The sequence below is a fragment of the Gordonia sp. UBA7599 genome (assembly GCA_002477755.1).
In the GTDB taxonomy this organism is placed as follows: domain Bacteria; phylum Actinomycetota; class Actinomycetes; order Mycobacteriales; family Mycobacteriaceae; genus Gordonia.
In genome coordinates this window covers 14,073-30,389 of the sequence record DLKD01000136.1, presented here as the reverse complement: position 1 = coordinate 30,389, position 16,317 = coordinate 14,073, and the positions used below count along the sequence as shown (strand labels likewise).

The window sequence follows — 16,317 nt, the reverse complement described above, 5'->3', positions numbered from 1 at the left end:
ACTCTACTCCAGCGCTCAGCGAAGGAAAGCGGCCGCGCGATCGCCCCAGGTCGCGAGATCGGCGGGCGTGCTCGCGACGACGAGCTCGGCATTGGGCAGCGCACCGGCCAGCGTCTCACCCGACGACACCGGGTGGGTCGCGTCACCCGTCCAACTCAGGACCAGAACCGGCAAGTCCAGGCGCGCGATCTCCTCGCGCGGCGGAAAATCGGTCTGCGCCGAGCCGCGGAACACCGCGGGCAACCGCGACGCGGCCACGCAGACCGGGGTGATGAACCGCCGCGCGTTCGCCAACGCCGGCGAGGCGGGTTCGTCCACCGAGAGTGCGACCAGGGCGGCCACTCCCTTGTCCTGGACCAACTGCGCCGAGCCCAGCCGCATCCCGTTGGCGGCCGGGCGCGTCTCCCAAAACGTCGGAACCGTGGTGAGCACGAGCCGCCGGAACCGCTCCGGACGCGAGAGCGCCGCGTACAAGATCGTCGCAGTCCCCATTGACGAGCCGATCGCACCGATGGGCGCCGAACCGACCGGTGGCACCACGGCGTCCACCAGCGCGAGTAGATCGGCACCCAACTCCGGCCAGGTGTACTCCACCGGGTCGACGCCACCGCTCGACCGCCCGTGCCCCCGTGCGTCGTAGCGGATCAACCGGTGCTCGCGCGAGACCGGGCGCCAATCGAACTGGCCGGCATTCTCCTGGGTGTAGGCCGCTGAGCCCATCCCGTGCACCCAAACCACCGGCGAGCCGGTCCCGGTGGAGTTGTAGGCGAGCCGCGCACCCCGCACATCCGCGTATTGGAAAGCCGGTGTCATGTGGCGCAGCATACGTTCTCCGAATTCGGATTCGAAGCGGTGACCTCGTAGAATGTTCTCCGGTGAGCACACAACGAGACAAGGCCGCGCGGCCCGGTTCCACGACCGGCGCCGCAGGCACCGAACGCTCCCGCCTCCCCTCGATTTCGCCCCTGCACGAGATCGGTCGGGCCGGGGTGACCAGCGTTACCGCCGCCGCCGGCGTCGGCCGCTTTCTCTTCCACACGGCCAACGACGCGCTGCACCTGCGCCTGCCCACGAAAGCCGGTGTCGCCCACGAGGTTCGCACCACGTTCGAACACCTTGGCCCCACCTACGTAAAGCTCGGCCAGCTGATCGCCTCGAGCCCCGGTGTCTTCACCGAGGAGCTCTCGGCAGAGTTCGAGTCACTCCTCGACCGCGTCCCGCCGGCTGATCCGGACGAGATCACCGCCCTGTTCGTCGAGGAATTCGGTGCCCGCCCCGACGAGGTGTTCGCCACCTTCGACCCCGAGCCCATCGCCTCGGCGTCGATCGCCCAGGTGCACACCGCAACGCTGCACGACGGCCAAGAGGTCGTCGTCAAAATCCAGCGCCCGCGGATCGCTGACCGACTTGCCCCCGACGTCGCCATCCTCGAGCGCGCGGCCGGCCTCATCGAGATCAGCGAGTACGGCCGTATGCTGTCAGCCCGGCACGTCGTCGAGGACTTCGCCAACGGCCTCGACGAGGAGCTCGACTTCCGCAACGAAGCCGCCGCCATGCGCGAGTGGTACGAATGCCTGCAGCCGAGCAAGTTCGGCGACCAGGTCCGTGTACCCCAGGTGTACGACGAGTTCACCACCGCTCGCGTCCTCACCATGGAACGCATCTACGCGACGCGCATCGATGACGTCGAGGCCGTGAAGGCGGCCGGACACGACGGCGTGGCACTGTGCCGCACTTTGTTCCTGTCCCTGCTGGAGTCGGCGTTCCACGGCGGTCTTTTCCACGGTGACCTGCACGCCGGCAACGTCCTCGTCGACGCCGACGGGAAACTGGTGCTCCTGGACTTCGGCATCGTCGGCCGGTTCACACCGCGCACCCGCCGGATCCTGCGCCAACTCGTCGTCGACCTGATCGTCCGGAAGGACTACGAGTCGGCCGGGCGGGCCATCTTCCTGCTGGGCGCAGTCCACAAGCCGGGGTCGACCTCCAAGGGCGGCGCCGACATCAAGAAGGTCGCAATGCCGTTGACCAGCACCGAACTCGGCGAGATGTCCTACACCGACCTGGGGCGTCAGATGGCGGCGGTCGCCAAGGCCCACGACGCCCGCCTACCGCGCGAGCTCGTCCTCGTCGGGAAGCAACTGCTCTACGTCGAGAAGTACATCAAGCTCCTCGCGCCACGGTGGAAGGCGATGTCGGACCCGGAGATATTCGGGTACATGGCCTCGATCATGAAAGAGGCCGAACGCGACCGTCGTGCGGACACCGCATCGGGCAATACCGCCCAAGGCTAAGCCAGAGCCCAGGTTGGGCCGGATACAGTAGTCGGCATGAAACGCATCGTCACAAGCGTGCTGGGCGTCTTGGGCTTCGCCCTCCTGACCGCGGCCGTTGGGGTCAACCTGTTCCTCGTGCCCCAACTCCGCGTCGTACCGCTCGACCTGGATATCGTCTCGGACGCGACCACTGTGTCTCCCGACGACCAGGCCGGCAACCGCTTCCCGGCGACACTGTTCGACCGCTGCTCCATCCAGGGCAAGAAGGCGCGCACGTTCGACGCCCACCTGACCCAGCAGCGGCGCTCCCGGATCGTCGAGCCGTCCAACCGCCGCCAGGCGACGCTCCAGTCGGCGCAGACGGTGCGGATCGACCGGATCCGGGAGGCCAACGGCAACGAGGTCGAGCCGACAATGGCCAAGGCCGGCGAACCGCGCAAGTGCACCGACGCGCTGCTGACGGCCAGCATCGACCGCGTCTCGGTCAACCGCAAGACCGCGGTACCCAACGGTGCGGTCAGCTCCATCCAGACCGAGGCTGCGCCCCCTGGCACCGACCCGCGGACGGTGTCGGTAGAGGTCAAGCGGCAGGGCTTCCAGTATAAGTTCGGCTTCAACGTGCAGAAGCACGACTACCTCTACTTCGACTTGAACACGCGCCAGGACACCCGCGCAAAGTTCGTCGACGAGAAGAAGATCGACGGCTTGACGGTGTACCACTTCGTCACCGAGGTGCCCGAGACCGACCTGGCCGACCTGGAAACGCCGCAGGGCGAGGCCGCCCTGGGCACCATGGTGTCGATGCCCGCCCGCTGGTGGGGGATCACCGGCCGGGGCGTCAAGCCGGGCGAGACGCTGACCATGCACCGCTACGCCAAGGCGACACGGCACGTGTGGGTGGAGCCCAAGACCGGCACCATCGTCGACGGCCGCGAGGACCAGTCCCAGTACTTCCGGTTCCCCGACCGCAGCGACGAGACCCCCCAGGCGGTCCGCGACTTCGAGCTAACGTCGCTCAAGGCGACGTTCCAGTGGGAGCCCACGACCGTCAAAGCCCAGGCCGAGCGCGCTCAGGAGTACGTGTCCAAGCTCCGGTTCGGTCAGACCGTCCTTCCACTGATCCTCGGTATCGCCGGACTCCTGTCCCTCCTTGCCGCGGGAGCTCTGCTGTTCTTCGGCCGCCGTTCGCCCGACAACGAGCCCACGGCCCTCGCCCCGTCTCTCATTCCCGAATCTGTCACCACTGCCGGAGCGGGGCCGCTGGGCGCCGCTACGGCCGCACCGGATCTCGCGCCGCCGGCGACTGCCTCACCGTGGAGTTCAGATGCCCCCTGGCACCGCGTCGAATACGAGGCGACCGAAGTTGCGTATCCCGAGGGCTACACGACGGAGCAGGGCTACTCGACGGAGCAGGGCTACACGACGGAGCAGGGCTACGCACCGGAGCAGGGCTACTCGACGGCGCAGGGGTATGCCGAGCAGGGGTACCCGGTGGAACCGGCGGTGACACCGCACGTCGCGTCTGACGCACCTCGCGTGTGGGTACCCGACGCCGACCAACCGCCGGTCGGACCGAGCGCCGAGGAGACCACGCGCTGGCGCTACGACGAGAGCGGTCGCTATGTCATCGACACCGACGAAGACCCCGACCAGCCTCTGCGCTAGCGCGGCGGGGTTAGCGCGCCGGAGCTAGTTCGCCGACGGCGCTCGTGCCCGACTCGGCGTCGGTGTTGGCTTCCGCGTCGGTGTCGGCTTTGGCTTCCCCGGCCCGCTGCCGGCGGATCACCGCGACCCCGACGATCACGATCACCGCGGTCAGGGCGACGACACCGACGATAAGCGCGGTCCCGGCGCCTTGCAGGCCCTCGTAGAGGAGCCACGCACCGAAGCCGAAGAAAAGCGTCGCCGCACCGCGGCTGATGATGTGCGGCGGCAGATTGCGGGCCATTGCGGCACCCACCAAGATCGCGAGGGCATCAGCTGCGACCATGCCCAGCGTCGAGCCGATCCACACGCCGAACCAATTGTTGTCGGTCGCCAGCGCGATCGTCGTGAACATCGTCTTGTCGCCCAGCTCGGCGAGGAAGAAGGCGACGGTCACCGCGAAGAACGCCGACGCACCGACCTTCGTCGGGCGCAACGGGCCGGAATCGATCGAATCCCCGCGGATCGTCCACAGGCCGAACACGATCATTGCCAGCCCGGCGACCACCGAGGTGAGGTGCGCCGGGATCGACGCACCGAGGTAGTGGCCGACGACGACGGACATGAGGTGGATCGCGGCGGTGGCGGTCGTGATGGCGCCGATGACCATCCACGAGCGGTAGCGCATCGCAAACATCATCGCCATCAGCTGCGATCGGTCGCCGAGTTCGGCGACGAAAACCACGCCGAAACTCAGGATCAATGCAGCAGTCATGACAATGACGGTAGAGGCTCTCAGCGGGGCCGCGCAACAGATGGATTGGCCGCATTTCCCCAGCTAGGAGGCACAAAACCATCATTTCGGGATGCCGAAAACAAAGACCCGGAATCGCAGTTGAACCACGCCGGGCGGCCGCAGACTTAGGATCGCCTACCCTCGGGCCCGCGACCAGCGAAAAGGTAGCAATCGAGCCGGGACACGACACGGGGCCACCGGTGAAAACCGGTGGCCCCGAGGATGTTCGCCAGGTGTCGGCTAGCTTCCGCTGCCGGTGCTGCCCAGGCTGCCGAGGCTGCCCGAACCCAGATTGTTGTTACCACCCGCGCCACCGAAGAAGGACGGCTTGTAAGTGGTGTACCAGGACTCCTTGAAGCGGCGCTGCCAGTAGTCCCACCAGTGACCGCCGTCGGGCGAAATGTGGGTGGTCAGATGCACGCCCACGGTCCGCAGCCGGGCGATGTACAGCTGGCTGCTGATCGACGCGGCAGTCTCCAAGGGCACCATCTGGACGAACCGCATCGGGTCGAAGTTGGGGCTGCCCGGGTTGATCGCGCTGTCGTACTTACTTGTGATGCCGGTACCCGAGGAGACGTACACCCACTTGCCAGCCAGGTTGCCAGCCGAAAGGAACGGGTCGTTGGCGAACCAATCGCCGCCCGGGAACATGCCCCACATGTTGACCGGGTTGCCACCGACCTCGGCCACCGACATCTGGATGCCCTGGTTGAAGCCCGGCATCGTCACAGTCGGGTAGCCGCTGTAGGAGGCTACGGACTTGTACATCGAGGCGTGGCGCGATGCGATGTTCAACGCCGAGGTGCCCGACATCGACAAGCCGCCGATGCCGTTGCGCACACCGTCGGACTGGTACTTCGACTTCATGTACCGCGGAAGCTCGCGGGTCAGGAAGGTCTCCCAGCGGTTGAGGCCGAGCTTAGGGTCGCGCTGCTGCCAGTCGGTGTAGAAGCTGCCGGCACCGCCGAACGGCATCACCAGGTTCACACCCTTGCCGCGCATGAAGTTCGCGACATTGGTGTTGATCAGCCAACCCGTGTCATTGGCGGGGGCACGCAGACCGTCGAGCAGGTAGATCGTCGGGGCGTTGGGCCGATTCGCCGGCACGACATACACGGGAATCGACCTGTGCATGGCTCGCGAGTAGACGCGGTCGGTGGCTGCGCGGGCCTCGGCCGACGGGGCGCTGACGGCCGAGGCCAGTCCTGCACCCACCATCAGCGTCATCGCGCCGGCGAGAAGCCGCGTACGTGCTCGTGTCGTCATTGATAAATGTCCTTTGGATTGGACAGCCGCACACCTCGGTCTGCGCGTGGGCTGCTTACTCTGCTCCGAAGATCTTGGAAGCACGACGGCATTGACGTGACCCCGATCGCAGACGAGTGTAACGGCTCGATAACGAAGGGGCAAAAGGTCCTCAGGCCCCCCTCAGGGACGCTCCCGCGCGCACTCACTTCTCAACGGTATGTCACCTGGACCGGATCGACGACATCGGATGCATTACAAACCAGGCACAGCATGTGCGCATCACGTGGTCTCCGCTCGGTGGCACAACGCCCTTCGGGAGGGCGCCGTCGGCGACGCGGGAGCCCGGAATTGGCCCTGGCACGCCTGTGCGGTTGGATCGTCGGGGGGTCGGCCATCGGGCTGCCCAGGGACCAGCGTCAGGAGTGGTTGGCAGATGAAGAATGTCGGAGTGATCGGCGGCGGCACGATGGGTGCCGGAATCGCCGAGGTCGTGGCCCGCGCCGGATCGACCGTGCGGGTGGTCGAGCGGGCCGAAGCCGTCGAGGCTGCGCAACAGCGCATCGAGAAGAGCCTCGCGCGCGCCGTGAAGTCGGGACGTCTGTCCGACGACGACGCCAAGGCCGCACTCGGGCGCATCACCATCACGCCCGACTTGACGACCCTGAGCGAATCGGAACTCGTCATCGAGGCGATGCCGGAGATCGAGGAGCTCAAGGTCGAATACTTCACCAAACTCGATGAGATCGTCTCTGCCGACGCGATCCTGGCGACCAACACCTCGTCGATCCCGGTGATCCGGCTGGCCAACGCCACCAAGCATCCCGAGCGCGTGCTGGGCATGCACTTCTTCAATCCGGTGCCGGTCATGGCGCTGGTGGAGATCGTGACCACGCTGAAGGCCGACCGTGCCATCGTCGACAAGGTCGCCGCCTATGCCCGCGACACCCTGGGCAAGAAGACCATCGAATCCAAGGACCAAGCCGGGTTCATCGTCAACGCACTGCTGATCCCGTACCTGACCCATGCGATCCGCATGTTCGAAACCGGCTTCGCCAGCGCCGAGGACATCGATGAGGGCATGGTCAGCGGCTGCGGCCACCCGATGGGCCCGCTGCGCCTGTGCGACACCGTGGGACTCGACATCTGCCTGGCTGTCGCCGAATCCCTCTACGCCGAATTCGGCGAAGCGCACTACGCACCGCCGGTGCTGCTGCGCCGCATGGTCGACGCCGGCTACCTCGGCCGCAAGACCGGGCGCGGGTTCTACGAGTACTGATCCCGACGGTGGTCGAGTAACCGCGAGGACGAGCGGTCGTATCGAGACCTAGCCCGTCACGTGCCGGGCGAAGGCGATCGACTCGGCCAGCGCGCGCTGCCCGGCCTCAGTCCCCAGCTCGTACTGGAACTCGTGGCCGAGCTGCTCGGGCGTCGACTCGTCGAAAATCAGCGTCGCGACGTCGATTCCCTTCTCCCGTAGCGCCGCGGCGAACGGCACACTCTGCGTCGCGGTCAGCGGATCGGCGTTCCCGCCGCTGATCCACGTCGGCGGGAACTGCGCGGTGAGGTGCCGGATCGTCGACATCTGATCGCGGCCCGACGACGGCGACTGCCGCTGACCGGTGTAGGCCCACAGGGTGTTGTCGATGCCCCAGCTAAGGATCCGGGTGACAGTGCTGTGCGGCGGGTCGTCGGACTGCAACGTGTAGGCGTTGTAGACCCCGCAGTTCAGCAGGACCCCGCGCAGCCGCTCCGCGCCGATTCCGGGGGTTAGGCCGACCTCGCGGGCAAAGCCGGGGTTGGTAATCATCGCCGACAGTTGCGACGCGAGGTTGGCCCCGGCCGAGTCCCCCGCGAGCACCAGCTTCGTCGGGTCGATGCGGTGCTCGGCGGCGTGGTCGACGAGGAACCGCAGCGCCTCGTTGAGTTGGGCGATCGCGAGCGGGTACCGCTTCTCCGGTGCGAGCGAGTAGTTGAGGGAGACGACGGTGAAACCGCCTGCGGACAACCTCGTCAGGTAATGCCCGGGATCGCTTTTGTCTCCCGACACCCAGCCACCGCCGTGGATCCACACGATCGTCGGGAGCGGACCCGCGTCCTGCCCGGGTGGGTGGTAGACGTCGAACTGTGTGTCACGGGCATCGTTCCCGGCCAGGGGCGCCCCCGCCGGGATGTAGGCGATGTCGCGGGTGAAGGTCACGTTCGGATCGGCGTACTGGGCGTTGCGCTCTTTCACCTGCGCCGCACCGGCGTCGAACACGCGCCGGGTCAGCAACGCACCCGGGGTCGGAGTGACCTGCAGGATGAACACCGCCGTCACGAACAGGAACACCAGGACCGAGACGATCCACCACAACCATCCGCTTTTCAGCACTCTGCTCATCGTCCTAGCTTGCCCGACCGCCGGCATCGCCGGTACGCCCTTTCCCCCTTCGCCCATCATCTAGGCTCGGCTTCCATGGGTTCCAAGAAGGATTTCACCGCTGACGCGATCGTCGTCGGGTCCGGCCTCGCCGGTCTCGTTGCCACCTACGAATTGACCCAGGCGGGCAAACGAGTGCTGGTCGTCGACCAGGAGAATCGCAACAACCTCGGCGGTCAGGCGTTCTGGTCGCTCGGCGGGCTGTTCCTCGTCGACACCCCCGAGCAGCGCCGCCTCGGAATCCATGACTCCGAAGAGCTCGCACTGACCGACTGGATGGGATCGGCGCAGTTCGACCGCGATGACGAGGATTACTGGGGCCGCCAGTGGGCGCGCGCGTATGTCCACTTCGCCGCGACCGAGAAGCGCGACTACCTGCACGGTCTCGGCCTGCGCATCACGCCGGTCGTCGGCTGGGCCGAACGCGGCGGGGGTTTTGCCGACGGCCACGGCAACTCGGTCCCCCGTTTCCACCTCACCTGGGGCACCGGACCCGAAGTGGTGCGCGTCTTCGCCGAGCCCGTCCTCAAAGCCGAGAAGCGGGGGCTGGTCGAGTTCGCGTTCCGACACCGTGTCGACGAACTCATCGGCGACGACGGTGCGATCGTCGGGGTCCGCGGGTCGGTGCTGGAGCCGGCCGACGCCGAGCGGGGCATCGCCACGTCGCGCGAGGTCGTCGGCGAGTTCGAGTTCCGCGCACCGGCGGTCATCGTCACCACCGGCGGGATCGGCCACAACCACGAACTGGTCCGGGCGAATTGGCCGACCGACCGACTGGGGCCCATCCCGGAGCACATGATCGCCGGCGTCCCCGCCTACGTCGACGGTCGGATGCTCGCGATCGCGCAGGACGCCGGGGCGAACCTGGTCAACCGGGACCGCATGTGGCACTACACCGAGGGCATCCACAATTGGGACCCGATCTGGCCCGACCACGCGATCCGGATCATCCCCGGCCCGTCGTCATTGTGGCTCGACGCGAACGGCGAGCGCCTCGAGCCGCCGAACTTCCCCGGCTTCGACACCAACTCGACGATGAAGGCGATCCTCGCCACCGGTTACGACTACTCGTGGTTCATCCTCACCCACTCGATCGTCGAGAAGGAGTTCGCACTGTCGGGGTCCGAGCAGAACCCCGACATCACCGAGAAGGACCTCAAGGTCGCGGCCAAGAGCCGCCTGGCCAAGGGTGTGCCCGGGCCCATCCAGGCGTTCCTCGACCACGGCGTGGACTTCGTCACCGCGCCGAACCTCGCCGATCTGGTCGCCAAAATGAATGAGATCAGCCGCGGCCCCAAGCTGGACCTCACCCAGGTCGAGCGGGTGGTCTCCGCACGCGACGGCCAGCTGGACAACAAGTACTCCAAGGACGCCCAGCTGATGGCGATGACCAATGCTCGCCAGTACCTGGGCGACAAGGTCGTGCGTGTGGCCAAGCCGCACAAGCTGACCGACCCGAAGCACGGGCCGATGATCGCGGTCCGGCTCAACATCCTGACGCGCAAGACCCTCGGCGGAATCCAGACGAACCTCGACTCGCAGGCCATCGGCACCGACGGCTCCCCCGTACCCGGTCTGTACGCCGCCGGTGAGGTCGCCGGTTTCGGCGGAGGCGGCGTCCACGGATACAACGCGCTGGAGGGCACCTTCCTGGGCGGTTGCATCTTCTCTGGGCGCAATGCCGGCCGGGGTGCGGCGCGCAACGTCTAAGGTCTGGAGTTCGGGCAGCCGACCCAACCGCGGCCGATGTCCGAGCACGTCACTACCGTGCGAGCCATGGACGGCTTGCTGACAAAACTGGGTGCGGTGCTTACCGGGCCGCCGGATGGGCGCCAGCGGGAGCTTGACGTGCTGTGGGCGCAGATCGATGCCGACGACCACGCCGCGCGGTGCATCGCTGCGCACTACATCGCTGACGCGCAGGGCGATCTCGACGCCGAGGTCGGCTGGGACGAGACATCGCTGACCGAGGTGGCACTCACCTGCGACGACGAACTGCAGGCGATCCACCCGACGCTATCGGTGGCCGGATTCCTGCCGTCGCTGCACCTCAACCTCGCCGACGGTTATCGGCGTCAAGGCCGGTTCACCGAGGCCGCAGATCAGTTGCGGCAGAGCCGGGAGTTCGACTTCGCACTCAATGGCGCCGCCGATCCCTCGTATTCGGCGGGGATCCGTACGGCGCAGGCGGAACTAGCCGCCAAGATCGCTAGCGACGATAGGACCTGACCGAAGGCATCGCCAGGGTGGGACGAAGGCCCCCGATCACCGTCGTTCTCCGGATGAGACGGGCACCGCGCCGGGCTATCCATTAGCGTGGAAAACCGTGGCCGCACCGCAGACGATCATCACGCGCAAGCACCCGCACGCGATCTTCCTCGTGCTGACGCTGGCCGATAGCGCCGACATCGGTGCGGTACGCGATGTGATCTCGGGATTCACCGGCACGGTTCGGTCGGTGGGCTCGCGCAACCCCGAGGCCAGCCTCGTCGGCATCCTGGGCATCGGATCGAAGGCGTGGGACCGTCTGTTCAGCGGGCCCCGCCCAGCGATGCTGCACCCGTTCATCGAGTTGCGCGGCCCGCACACCGCGCCGTCGACCCCCGGCGACCTGCTCATCCACCTCAAGGCCGACGTCACGGGACTCTGCTACGAGGTCGCCACCAAGGTGACCGACGCCCTCGGCGGCAACGCCACCATCGTCGACGAAGTGCACGGCTTCCGCTACTTCGACGTGCGCGACCTCATCGGGTTTGTCGACGGGACCGAGAACCCGACCGGCCAGGACGCGATCGACGCCATCACCGCCGACGACGAGGACCCGTCCCTACAGGGGGGCAGCTACGTCGCCATTCAGCGCTACGTGCACGACATGCCCGCGTGGACGTCGCTCAGTACTGAGTCACAGGAGGCGGCCATCGGCCGCACGAAGGCCGACAACATCGAGATGGACGACGCGGTGAAACCGTCGAACAGCCACATCGCCCTCAACGTGATCACCGATGACGACGGGAATGAGCTCGACATCCTGCGCGACAACATGCCCTATGGCTACGCCGACGGGGAGCGCGGCACCTTCTTCATCGCGTACTCGCGCTCACCGGAGATCACCGAGCGCATGCTGGAGAACATGTTCATCGGCGACCCGCCCGGCAACACCGATCGGCTGCTCGACTTCACGACCGCGGTCACCGGCAGCCAGTACTACGCGCCACCGGGCGACTTCCTCGACGACCCGCCGCCACCGCCGGGCGGTTCGGCGGCCGCGCCCGCCGAACCGACACTGGTCGCGACGACCACCTCAGCGGCCGAGCCGACGGAGAGCTCCGCCCGGAGCGACGGATCCCTCGGCATCGGATCGCTGCACTGACAACCACCGAACCCACCAACGCCCATACCCCCACCCAGGAGGCACCATGAACAACCTGCATCGCGAACTCGCACCGATCTCGGCGGCGGCCTGGGAGGAGATCGAGACCGAGGCCTCACGCTCCTTCAAGCGCAACGTCGCCGGGCGCCGGGTCGTCGACGTGGTCGGCCCGCTCGGGCTCGACGCCGCGTCGGTCGGGACGGGCCGCACCCACAAGATCGACTCGCCCAGCGACGGCATCCATGCATCGCTGCGCGACTCGCAGTCGCTCGTCGAGCTACGCGTGCCGTTCACCATCACCCGCGAGGCGATCGACAACGTCGACCGCGGTTCCAAGTCGTCGGACTGGGACCCCGTGCGCGACGCCGCCCGCGACCTGGCCCTGGCGGAGGACCGGGCGATCTTCGAGGGCTACGCCGCCGCCGGGATCAAGGGCATCCGGGAGGACGCGCTCGGGCCGATCAAGCTCCCGGAGGACGTCGTCGACCTTCCCGAGACTCTCGCCGAGGCGCTCTCGAAGCTGAAGATGGAGTCGGTGGACCACCCGTACTCGGTGGCCGTGTCGGCCGATCTCTACAACGCGATCAGCGAGACCTCCAATCACGGCTATCCGGTGCGCGAGCACCTGCAGCGCCAGCTCGTCGAGGGTGACATCCTGTGGGCCCCCGCACTCACCGGTGCCTACGTGATCTCCAAGCGCGGCGGCGACTTCGAGCTGACGATCGGCCAGGACGTGTCGATCGGTTACGACTCGCACACCGCCGATGTGGTGAACCTGTACTTCATCGAGTCCTTCACCTTCCTCGTGTACACGCCCGAGGCCGCGGTCGCCCTGACCTAAGCCGCCTGAAACGGACATTCGTAAACCTTCTGGCGCCACGCTCGGCCGAGCAGTACCGTCGGCACAGTGCTGACCCGCCTCCTGCGCACTTACTTATCCCGATACAAGCGCGAACTGGTCCTGGTCGTCGTACTCCAGCTTCTGGCGACGGCGGCCATGCTCTACTTGCCGACACTCAACGCCGACATCATCGACTACGGCGTCGCCCGTGGTGATACCGACTACATCCTGCACACCGGCGTCGTCATGCTTGCGGTCACGCTGGCCCAGGTGTTCGGCAGTGTCGTCGCCATCTATTTCGGGGCACGCGCGGCCATGGCTACCGGGCGCGACATCCGCCACGACCTTGCGCACCGGGTGAACGACTTCTCCCAGCGCGAGATGGGAAAGTTCGGCGCACCGTCGCTGATCACGCGCACCACCAACGACGTCCAGCAGGTCCAGATGCTCGCGGTGATGAGCGTCAGCCTGGTGATCATGGCGCCGATCATGTGCATCGGCGGTGTCATCATGGGCATCCGGGTCGCCCCGGGCATGTGGTGGGTCCTCGCCGTCGCCGTCCCGATCCTCGGTGTGTTCATGACGGTCGCGATCAATCGCATGATCCCCGGATTCCGCGCAATGCAGGAGCGGATCGACACCGTGAACCGCGTGCTGCGAGAACAGATCACCGGTATCCGCGTCGTCCGCGCCTTCGTCCGCGAGCCGGAGGAGATCGAGCGCTTCGGCGTCGCCAACGATCTCCTCGCCTCCGCGGCGCTGCGAGTCGGCCGGATATTCGCGATGGTGTTCCCGGTCGTCATGGGCGTCACCAACGTCACGATGGTCGCGATCATCTGGGTCGGTGGACACCAGATCGTCGACGGGAAGATGGAGATCGGTGCGCTGACCGCGCTGATGAGTTATGTGATGCAGATCTTGATGGCCGTCATGATGGTGTCCTTCCTGGCGATGATGGCTCCGCGCGCCGCGGTTTGCGCCGAGCGGATCATGGAGGTCCTCGAGACCCCGACCAGCGTCGCACCGCCGCCGTATCCGGTCGGGTTCACCAGCGATCCCGCCGAGGTCGAGTTCCACGACGCGGCCTTCGCCTACCCCGGCGCCGACGAGCCCGTTCTGACCAACCTGACTTTCACCTGCCGGCCCGGCACCACGACCGCCATCGTCGGGTCGACCGGATCGGGGAAGTCGACGCTCGTCTCGCTGATACCGCGACTCATCGACACCACCGCCGGTGCGGTCACCGTCGGAGGCACACCGGTCGCCGACCTGGATCCCGATCTGCTGCGCTCGGTCATCGGCGTCGTGCCGCAGCGGCCGTACCTGTTCTCCGGCACCGTCGCGTCGAACCTGCGCTACGGACGGGCCGAAGCCACCGACGAGGAGCTGTGGGAGGCGCTGCGCATCGCGCAGGCCGCGGACTTCGTCGCGGAGATGCCCGACGGCCTGGAGTCGGCAATCGCCCAGGGCGGCACCACCGTCTCGGGCGGGCAGCGCCAGCGCTTGGCCATCGCCCGCGCGCTGGTCCGCCGCCCATCGGTGTACCTGTTCGACGACGCGTTCTCCGCGCTCGACGTCGCCACCGACGCACGGTTGCGCGCCGCGCTGGCCCCGGCCACGGCCGACTCGACGGTGATCATCGTCGCCCAGCGAATCTCGACAATCGCCGACGCCGACCAGATCATCGTCTTGGACCGCGGACACGTCGTCGGGCGCGGGCGTCACGACGAACTGCTCGCCAGTTGTCCCACCTACGCCGAAATCGCCGAGTCTCAGCTGGCCATTACCGCGGGAGGTGCGGCATGACCGGCCCACGCGGCGGGCCCATGATGGGTACTCCCGGGCCCGCGGAGAAGGCCCAGTCCTTCGGTCCATCGGTGAAGCGACTCATCGGCCTGCTCGCCCATCACCGCGTCGCGATGATCGTCGTGATCGGCTCCGTCGTGGGTTCAGTGGCCGGCACCGCCGTTTCCCCACGCGTCCTTGGTCACGCGACGGACCTCATCTTCAACGGCATCATCGGAGCACGACTGCCGGCGGGCATCACCAAGGAGCAGGCCGTCGCCGGGTTGCGCGAGCACGGCCAGAAGACCTTCGCCGACATGGTCGCCGCGATGGACCTGACACCCGGCGTCGGCGTCGACTTCACCGCTGTCGCCCGGGTCCTGTCCATTGTCCTGTGCCTCTACGCCGCGGCGAGCCTGCTCGGCTGGCTGGCGTCCTACCTACTGAACAACGTCGTGGTGAGCACGATCGCCGATCTGCGCTCCGACGTGGAGGCCAAGATCCATCGGCTGCCGCTGCGCTACTACGACGAGGCGCAGCGCGGCGATCTGCTGAGCCGTGTCACCAACGACCTGGACAACCTGTCGCAGACCGTGCAGCAGACCATCATGCAGCTCCTCAACTCGGTGCTGATGGTGATCGGCATCCTCGCGATGATGCTGTGGATCTCCCCGCTGCTGTCGATCATCGCGCTGCTGACGATTCCCGCGGCCGGGATCGCGACGGCGATGATCGCGAAGCGCTCCAAGCCGCACTTCTTGCAGCAGTGGAAGTCGACGGGCACCTTGAACGCGCAGATCGAGGAGGCGTTCACCGGGCACGAGCTAGTGACCGTCTTCGGCCGGCAGCGCCAGGTCATGGACGCTTTCGACGACCGCAACGAGAAGCTTTACAACGCCAGTTGGCGCGCACAGTTCATCTCCGGCATCGTCATGCCGACGATCATGTTCCTCGGTAACGTCAACTACGTCGCCGTCGCCGTCGTCGGCGGTCTGCGCGTGGCTTCGGGGTCGTTGAGCTTGGGCGAAGTGCAAGCGTTCATCCAGTACTCGCGCCAATTCACCCAGCCGCTGACCCAGATCGGTGCCATGTTCAACCTGATGCAGTCCGGCGTGGCATCGGCCGAGCGCATCTTCGAGATCCTCGACGCGCAAGAGGAGACTCCCGACCCGCTCGAGCCCGAATCCCCCGACAGCACACGCGGCCGGATCGAGTTCACCGACGTGTCGTTCCGCTACATCGAGGACGCGCCGCTGATCGACGAGCTGTCGTTGGTCGCCGAGCCGGGCCACCTCGTGGCGATCGTCGGTCCTACGGGCGCGGGCAAGACGACGCTGGTGAACCTGATCATGCGGTTCTACGACGTCGATTCCGGTTCGATCTCCCTGGACGGCGTCGACACCCGCACGATGACGCGGCGCGACCTGCGCGCCCGCACCGGCATGGTGTTGCAGGACTCGTGGCTCTTCGGCGGCACGATCTTCGACAACATCGCCTATGGCGATCCGACGGCGAGCCGTGAGGAAGTCATCGAAGCGGCGCGCGCCGCCCACGTCGACCACTTCGTCTCGACGCTGCCCGACGGCTACGACACGATCATCGACGAGGAGGGCGGTGGTGTCAGCGCCGGCGAGCGCCAGCTCATCACGATCGCCCGAGCCTTTCTGGCCCGCCCGACGATCCTGATCCTCGACGAGGCGACGAGCTCGGTCGACACCCGCACCGAGTTGCTGATCCAGCAGGCGATGGCCGCGCTGCGCAGCGACCGCACCTGCTTCGTCATCGCCCACCGCCTCTCGACGATCCGCGACGCCGACACCATCGTCGTGATGGAGAAGGGCCGAATCGTCGAGCAGGGCATGCACAACGAGCTGCTCGAGGCGAAGGGCGCCTACTACCGCCTGTACCAGAGCCAGTTCAGCGGCGCCCTCGACTGAT

13 protein-coding genes are annotated in these 16,317 nt (G+C 66.9%); 9 read left to right on the top strand and 4 right to left on the bottom strand.

Features of this window, described 5'->3' with window-relative positions; all coding sequences use genetic code 11:
- Window positions 1-15: 15 nt before the first annotated feature.
- Entirely contained in the window at window positions 16-813 is a 798-nt protein-coding gene (locus tag B4L26_RS15470) for an alpha/beta fold hydrolase (RefSeq protein WP_290720160.1), read from the bottom strand.
- Window positions 814-956: 143 nt separating this feature from the next.
- Here B4L26_RS15470 and B4L26_RS15465 point away from each other — a divergent pair, with 143 nt between their 5' ends.
- Both B4L26_RS15465 and B4L26_RS15460 read left to right on the top strand, forming a co-directional pair.
- Window positions 957-2,294, top strand: coding sequence for an ABC1 kinase family protein (locus B4L26_RS15465; protein WP_290720315.1), 1,338 nt, complete (start codon window positions 957-959; stop codon window positions 2,292-2,294).
- Window positions 2,295-2,330: 36 nt separating this feature from the next.
- Window positions 2,331-3,941: a DUF3068 domain-containing protein gene (locus B4L26_RS15460; protein WP_290720159.1), complete on the top strand. Its 1,611-nt coding sequence runs from the start codon at window positions 2,331-2,333 to the stop codon at window positions 3,939-3,941.
- Window positions 3,942-3,951: 10 nt separating this feature from the next.
- On the opposite strand, the gene B4L26_RS15455 is transcribed toward B4L26_RS15460, so the two are convergent.
- Window positions 3,952-4,695 carry a TMEM165/GDT1 family protein gene (locus B4L26_RS15455; RefSeq protein ID WP_290720157.1) on the bottom strand — a complete coding sequence of 248 codons (744 nt, stop codon included), beginning with the start codon at window positions 4,693-4,695 and terminating at the stop codon, window positions 3,952-3,954.
- 261 nt (window positions 4,696-4,956) lie between these two features.
- Complete coding sequence (locus B4L26_RS15450) at window positions 4,957-5,982, bottom strand: alpha/beta hydrolase (protein WP_290720156.1); 1,026 nt, start codon at window positions 5,980-5,982, stop codon at window positions 4,957-4,959.
- A 415-nt stretch (window positions 5,983-6,397) separates the two neighbouring features.
- Here B4L26_RS15450 and B4L26_RS15445 point away from each other — a divergent pair, with 415 nt between their 5' ends.
- The gene (locus B4L26_RS15445; protein WP_290720153.1) at window positions 6,398-7,240 is read left to right on the top strand and encodes a 3-hydroxybutyryl-CoA dehydrogenase; all 843 of its coding nucleotides are present in this window, start codon (window positions 6,398-6,400) and stop codon (window positions 7,238-7,240) included.
- Between the two features lie 48 nt (window positions 7,241-7,288).
- Here the strand turns inward: B4L26_RS15445 and B4L26_RS15440 are convergent, their stop codons facing one another.
- Window positions 7,289-8,344 carry an alpha/beta hydrolase gene (locus tag B4L26_RS15440; protein ID WP_290720151.1) on the bottom strand — a complete coding sequence of 352 codons (1,056 nt, stop codon included), beginning with the start codon at window positions 8,342-8,344 and terminating at the stop codon, window positions 7,289-7,291.
- A 75-nt stretch (window positions 8,345-8,419) separates the two neighbouring features.
- On the opposite strand from B4L26_RS15440, the gene B4L26_RS15435 reads away from it, so the two are divergent.
- From B4L26_RS15435 to B4L26_RS15410, 6 genes are all read left to right on the top strand, one after another.
- The gene (locus tag B4L26_RS15435) at window positions 8,420-10,093 is read left to right on the top strand and encodes an FAD-binding dehydrogenase (RefSeq protein WP_290720149.1); all 1,674 of its coding nucleotides are present in this window, start codon (window positions 8,420-8,422) and stop codon (window positions 10,091-10,093) included.
- A 66-nt stretch (window positions 10,094-10,159) separates the two neighbouring features.
- The gene (locus B4L26_RS15430) at window positions 10,160-10,612 is read left to right on the top strand and encodes a hypothetical protein (RefSeq protein ID WP_290720148.1); all 453 of its coding nucleotides are present in this window, start codon (window positions 10,160-10,162) and stop codon (window positions 10,610-10,612) included.
- 97 nt (window positions 10,613-10,709) lie between these two features.
- Entirely contained in the window at window positions 10,710-11,753 is a 1,044-nt protein-coding gene (locus tag B4L26_RS15425) for a Dyp-type peroxidase (RefSeq protein ID WP_290720146.1), read from the top strand.
- Between the two features lie 46 nt (window positions 11,754-11,799).
- On the top strand, window positions 11,800-12,594 hold the full coding sequence (locus B4L26_RS15420) for a family 1 encapsulin nanocompartment shell protein (RefSeq protein ID WP_290720145.1): 795 nt from the start codon (window positions 11,800-11,802) through the stop codon (window positions 12,592-12,594).
- A 66-nt stretch (window positions 12,595-12,660) separates the two neighbouring features.
- A complete protein-coding gene (locus tag B4L26_RS15415; RefSeq protein WP_290720143.1) occupies window positions 12,661-14,400 on the top strand; it encodes an ABC transporter ATP-binding protein in 1,740 nt (579 codons plus the stop codon).
- Entirely contained in the window at window positions 14,397-16,316 is a 1,920-nt protein-coding gene (locus B4L26_RS15410; RefSeq protein WP_290720141.1) for an ABC transporter ATP-binding protein, read from the top strand. The genes B4L26_RS15415 and B4L26_RS15410 overlap by 4 nt, the downstream gene beginning before the upstream one ends.
- Window position 16,317 lies beyond the last annotated feature (1 nt).

Bases quoted from the DNA above. Each gene is read 5' to 3' on its own strand.
- B4L26_RS15445 (WP_290720153.1), top strand. From the start codon at position 6,398: ATGAAGAATGTCGGAGTGATCGGCGGCGGCACGATGGGTGCCGGAATC.
- B4L26_RS15450 (WP_290720156.1), bottom strand. From the start codon at position 5,982: ATGACGACACGAGCACGTACGCGGCTTCTCGCCGGCGCGATGACGCTG.
- B4L26_RS15460 (WP_290720159.1), top strand. From the start codon at position 2,331: ATGAAACGCATCGTCACAAGCGTGCTGGGCGTCTTGGGCTTCGCCCTC.
- B4L26_RS15440 (WP_290720151.1), bottom strand. From the start codon at position 8,344: ATGAGCAGAGTGCTGAAAAGCGGATGGTTGTGGTGGATCGTCTCGGTC.
- B4L26_RS15470 (WP_290720160.1), bottom strand. From the start codon at position 813: ATGACACCGGCTTTCCAATACGCGGATGTGCGGGGTGCGCGGCTCGCC.
- B4L26_RS15430 (WP_290720148.1), top strand. From the start codon at position 10,160: ATGGACGGCTTGCTGACAAAACTGGGTGCGGTGCTTACCGGGCCGCCG.
- B4L26_RS15420 (WP_290720145.1), top strand. From the start codon at position 11,800: ATGAACAACCTGCATCGCGAACTCGCACCGATCTCGGCGGCGGCCTGG.
- B4L26_RS15455 (WP_290720157.1), bottom strand. From the start codon at position 4,695: ATGACTGCTGCATTGATCCTGAGTTTCGGCGTGGTTTTCGTCGCCGAA.
- B4L26_RS15410 (WP_290720141.1), top strand. From the start codon at position 14,397: ATGACCGGCCCACGCGGCGGGCCCATGATGGGTACTCCCGGGCCCGCG.
- B4L26_RS15435 (WP_290720149.1), top strand. From the start codon at position 8,420: ATGGGTTCCAAGAAGGATTTCACCGCTGACGCGATCGTCGTCGGGTCC.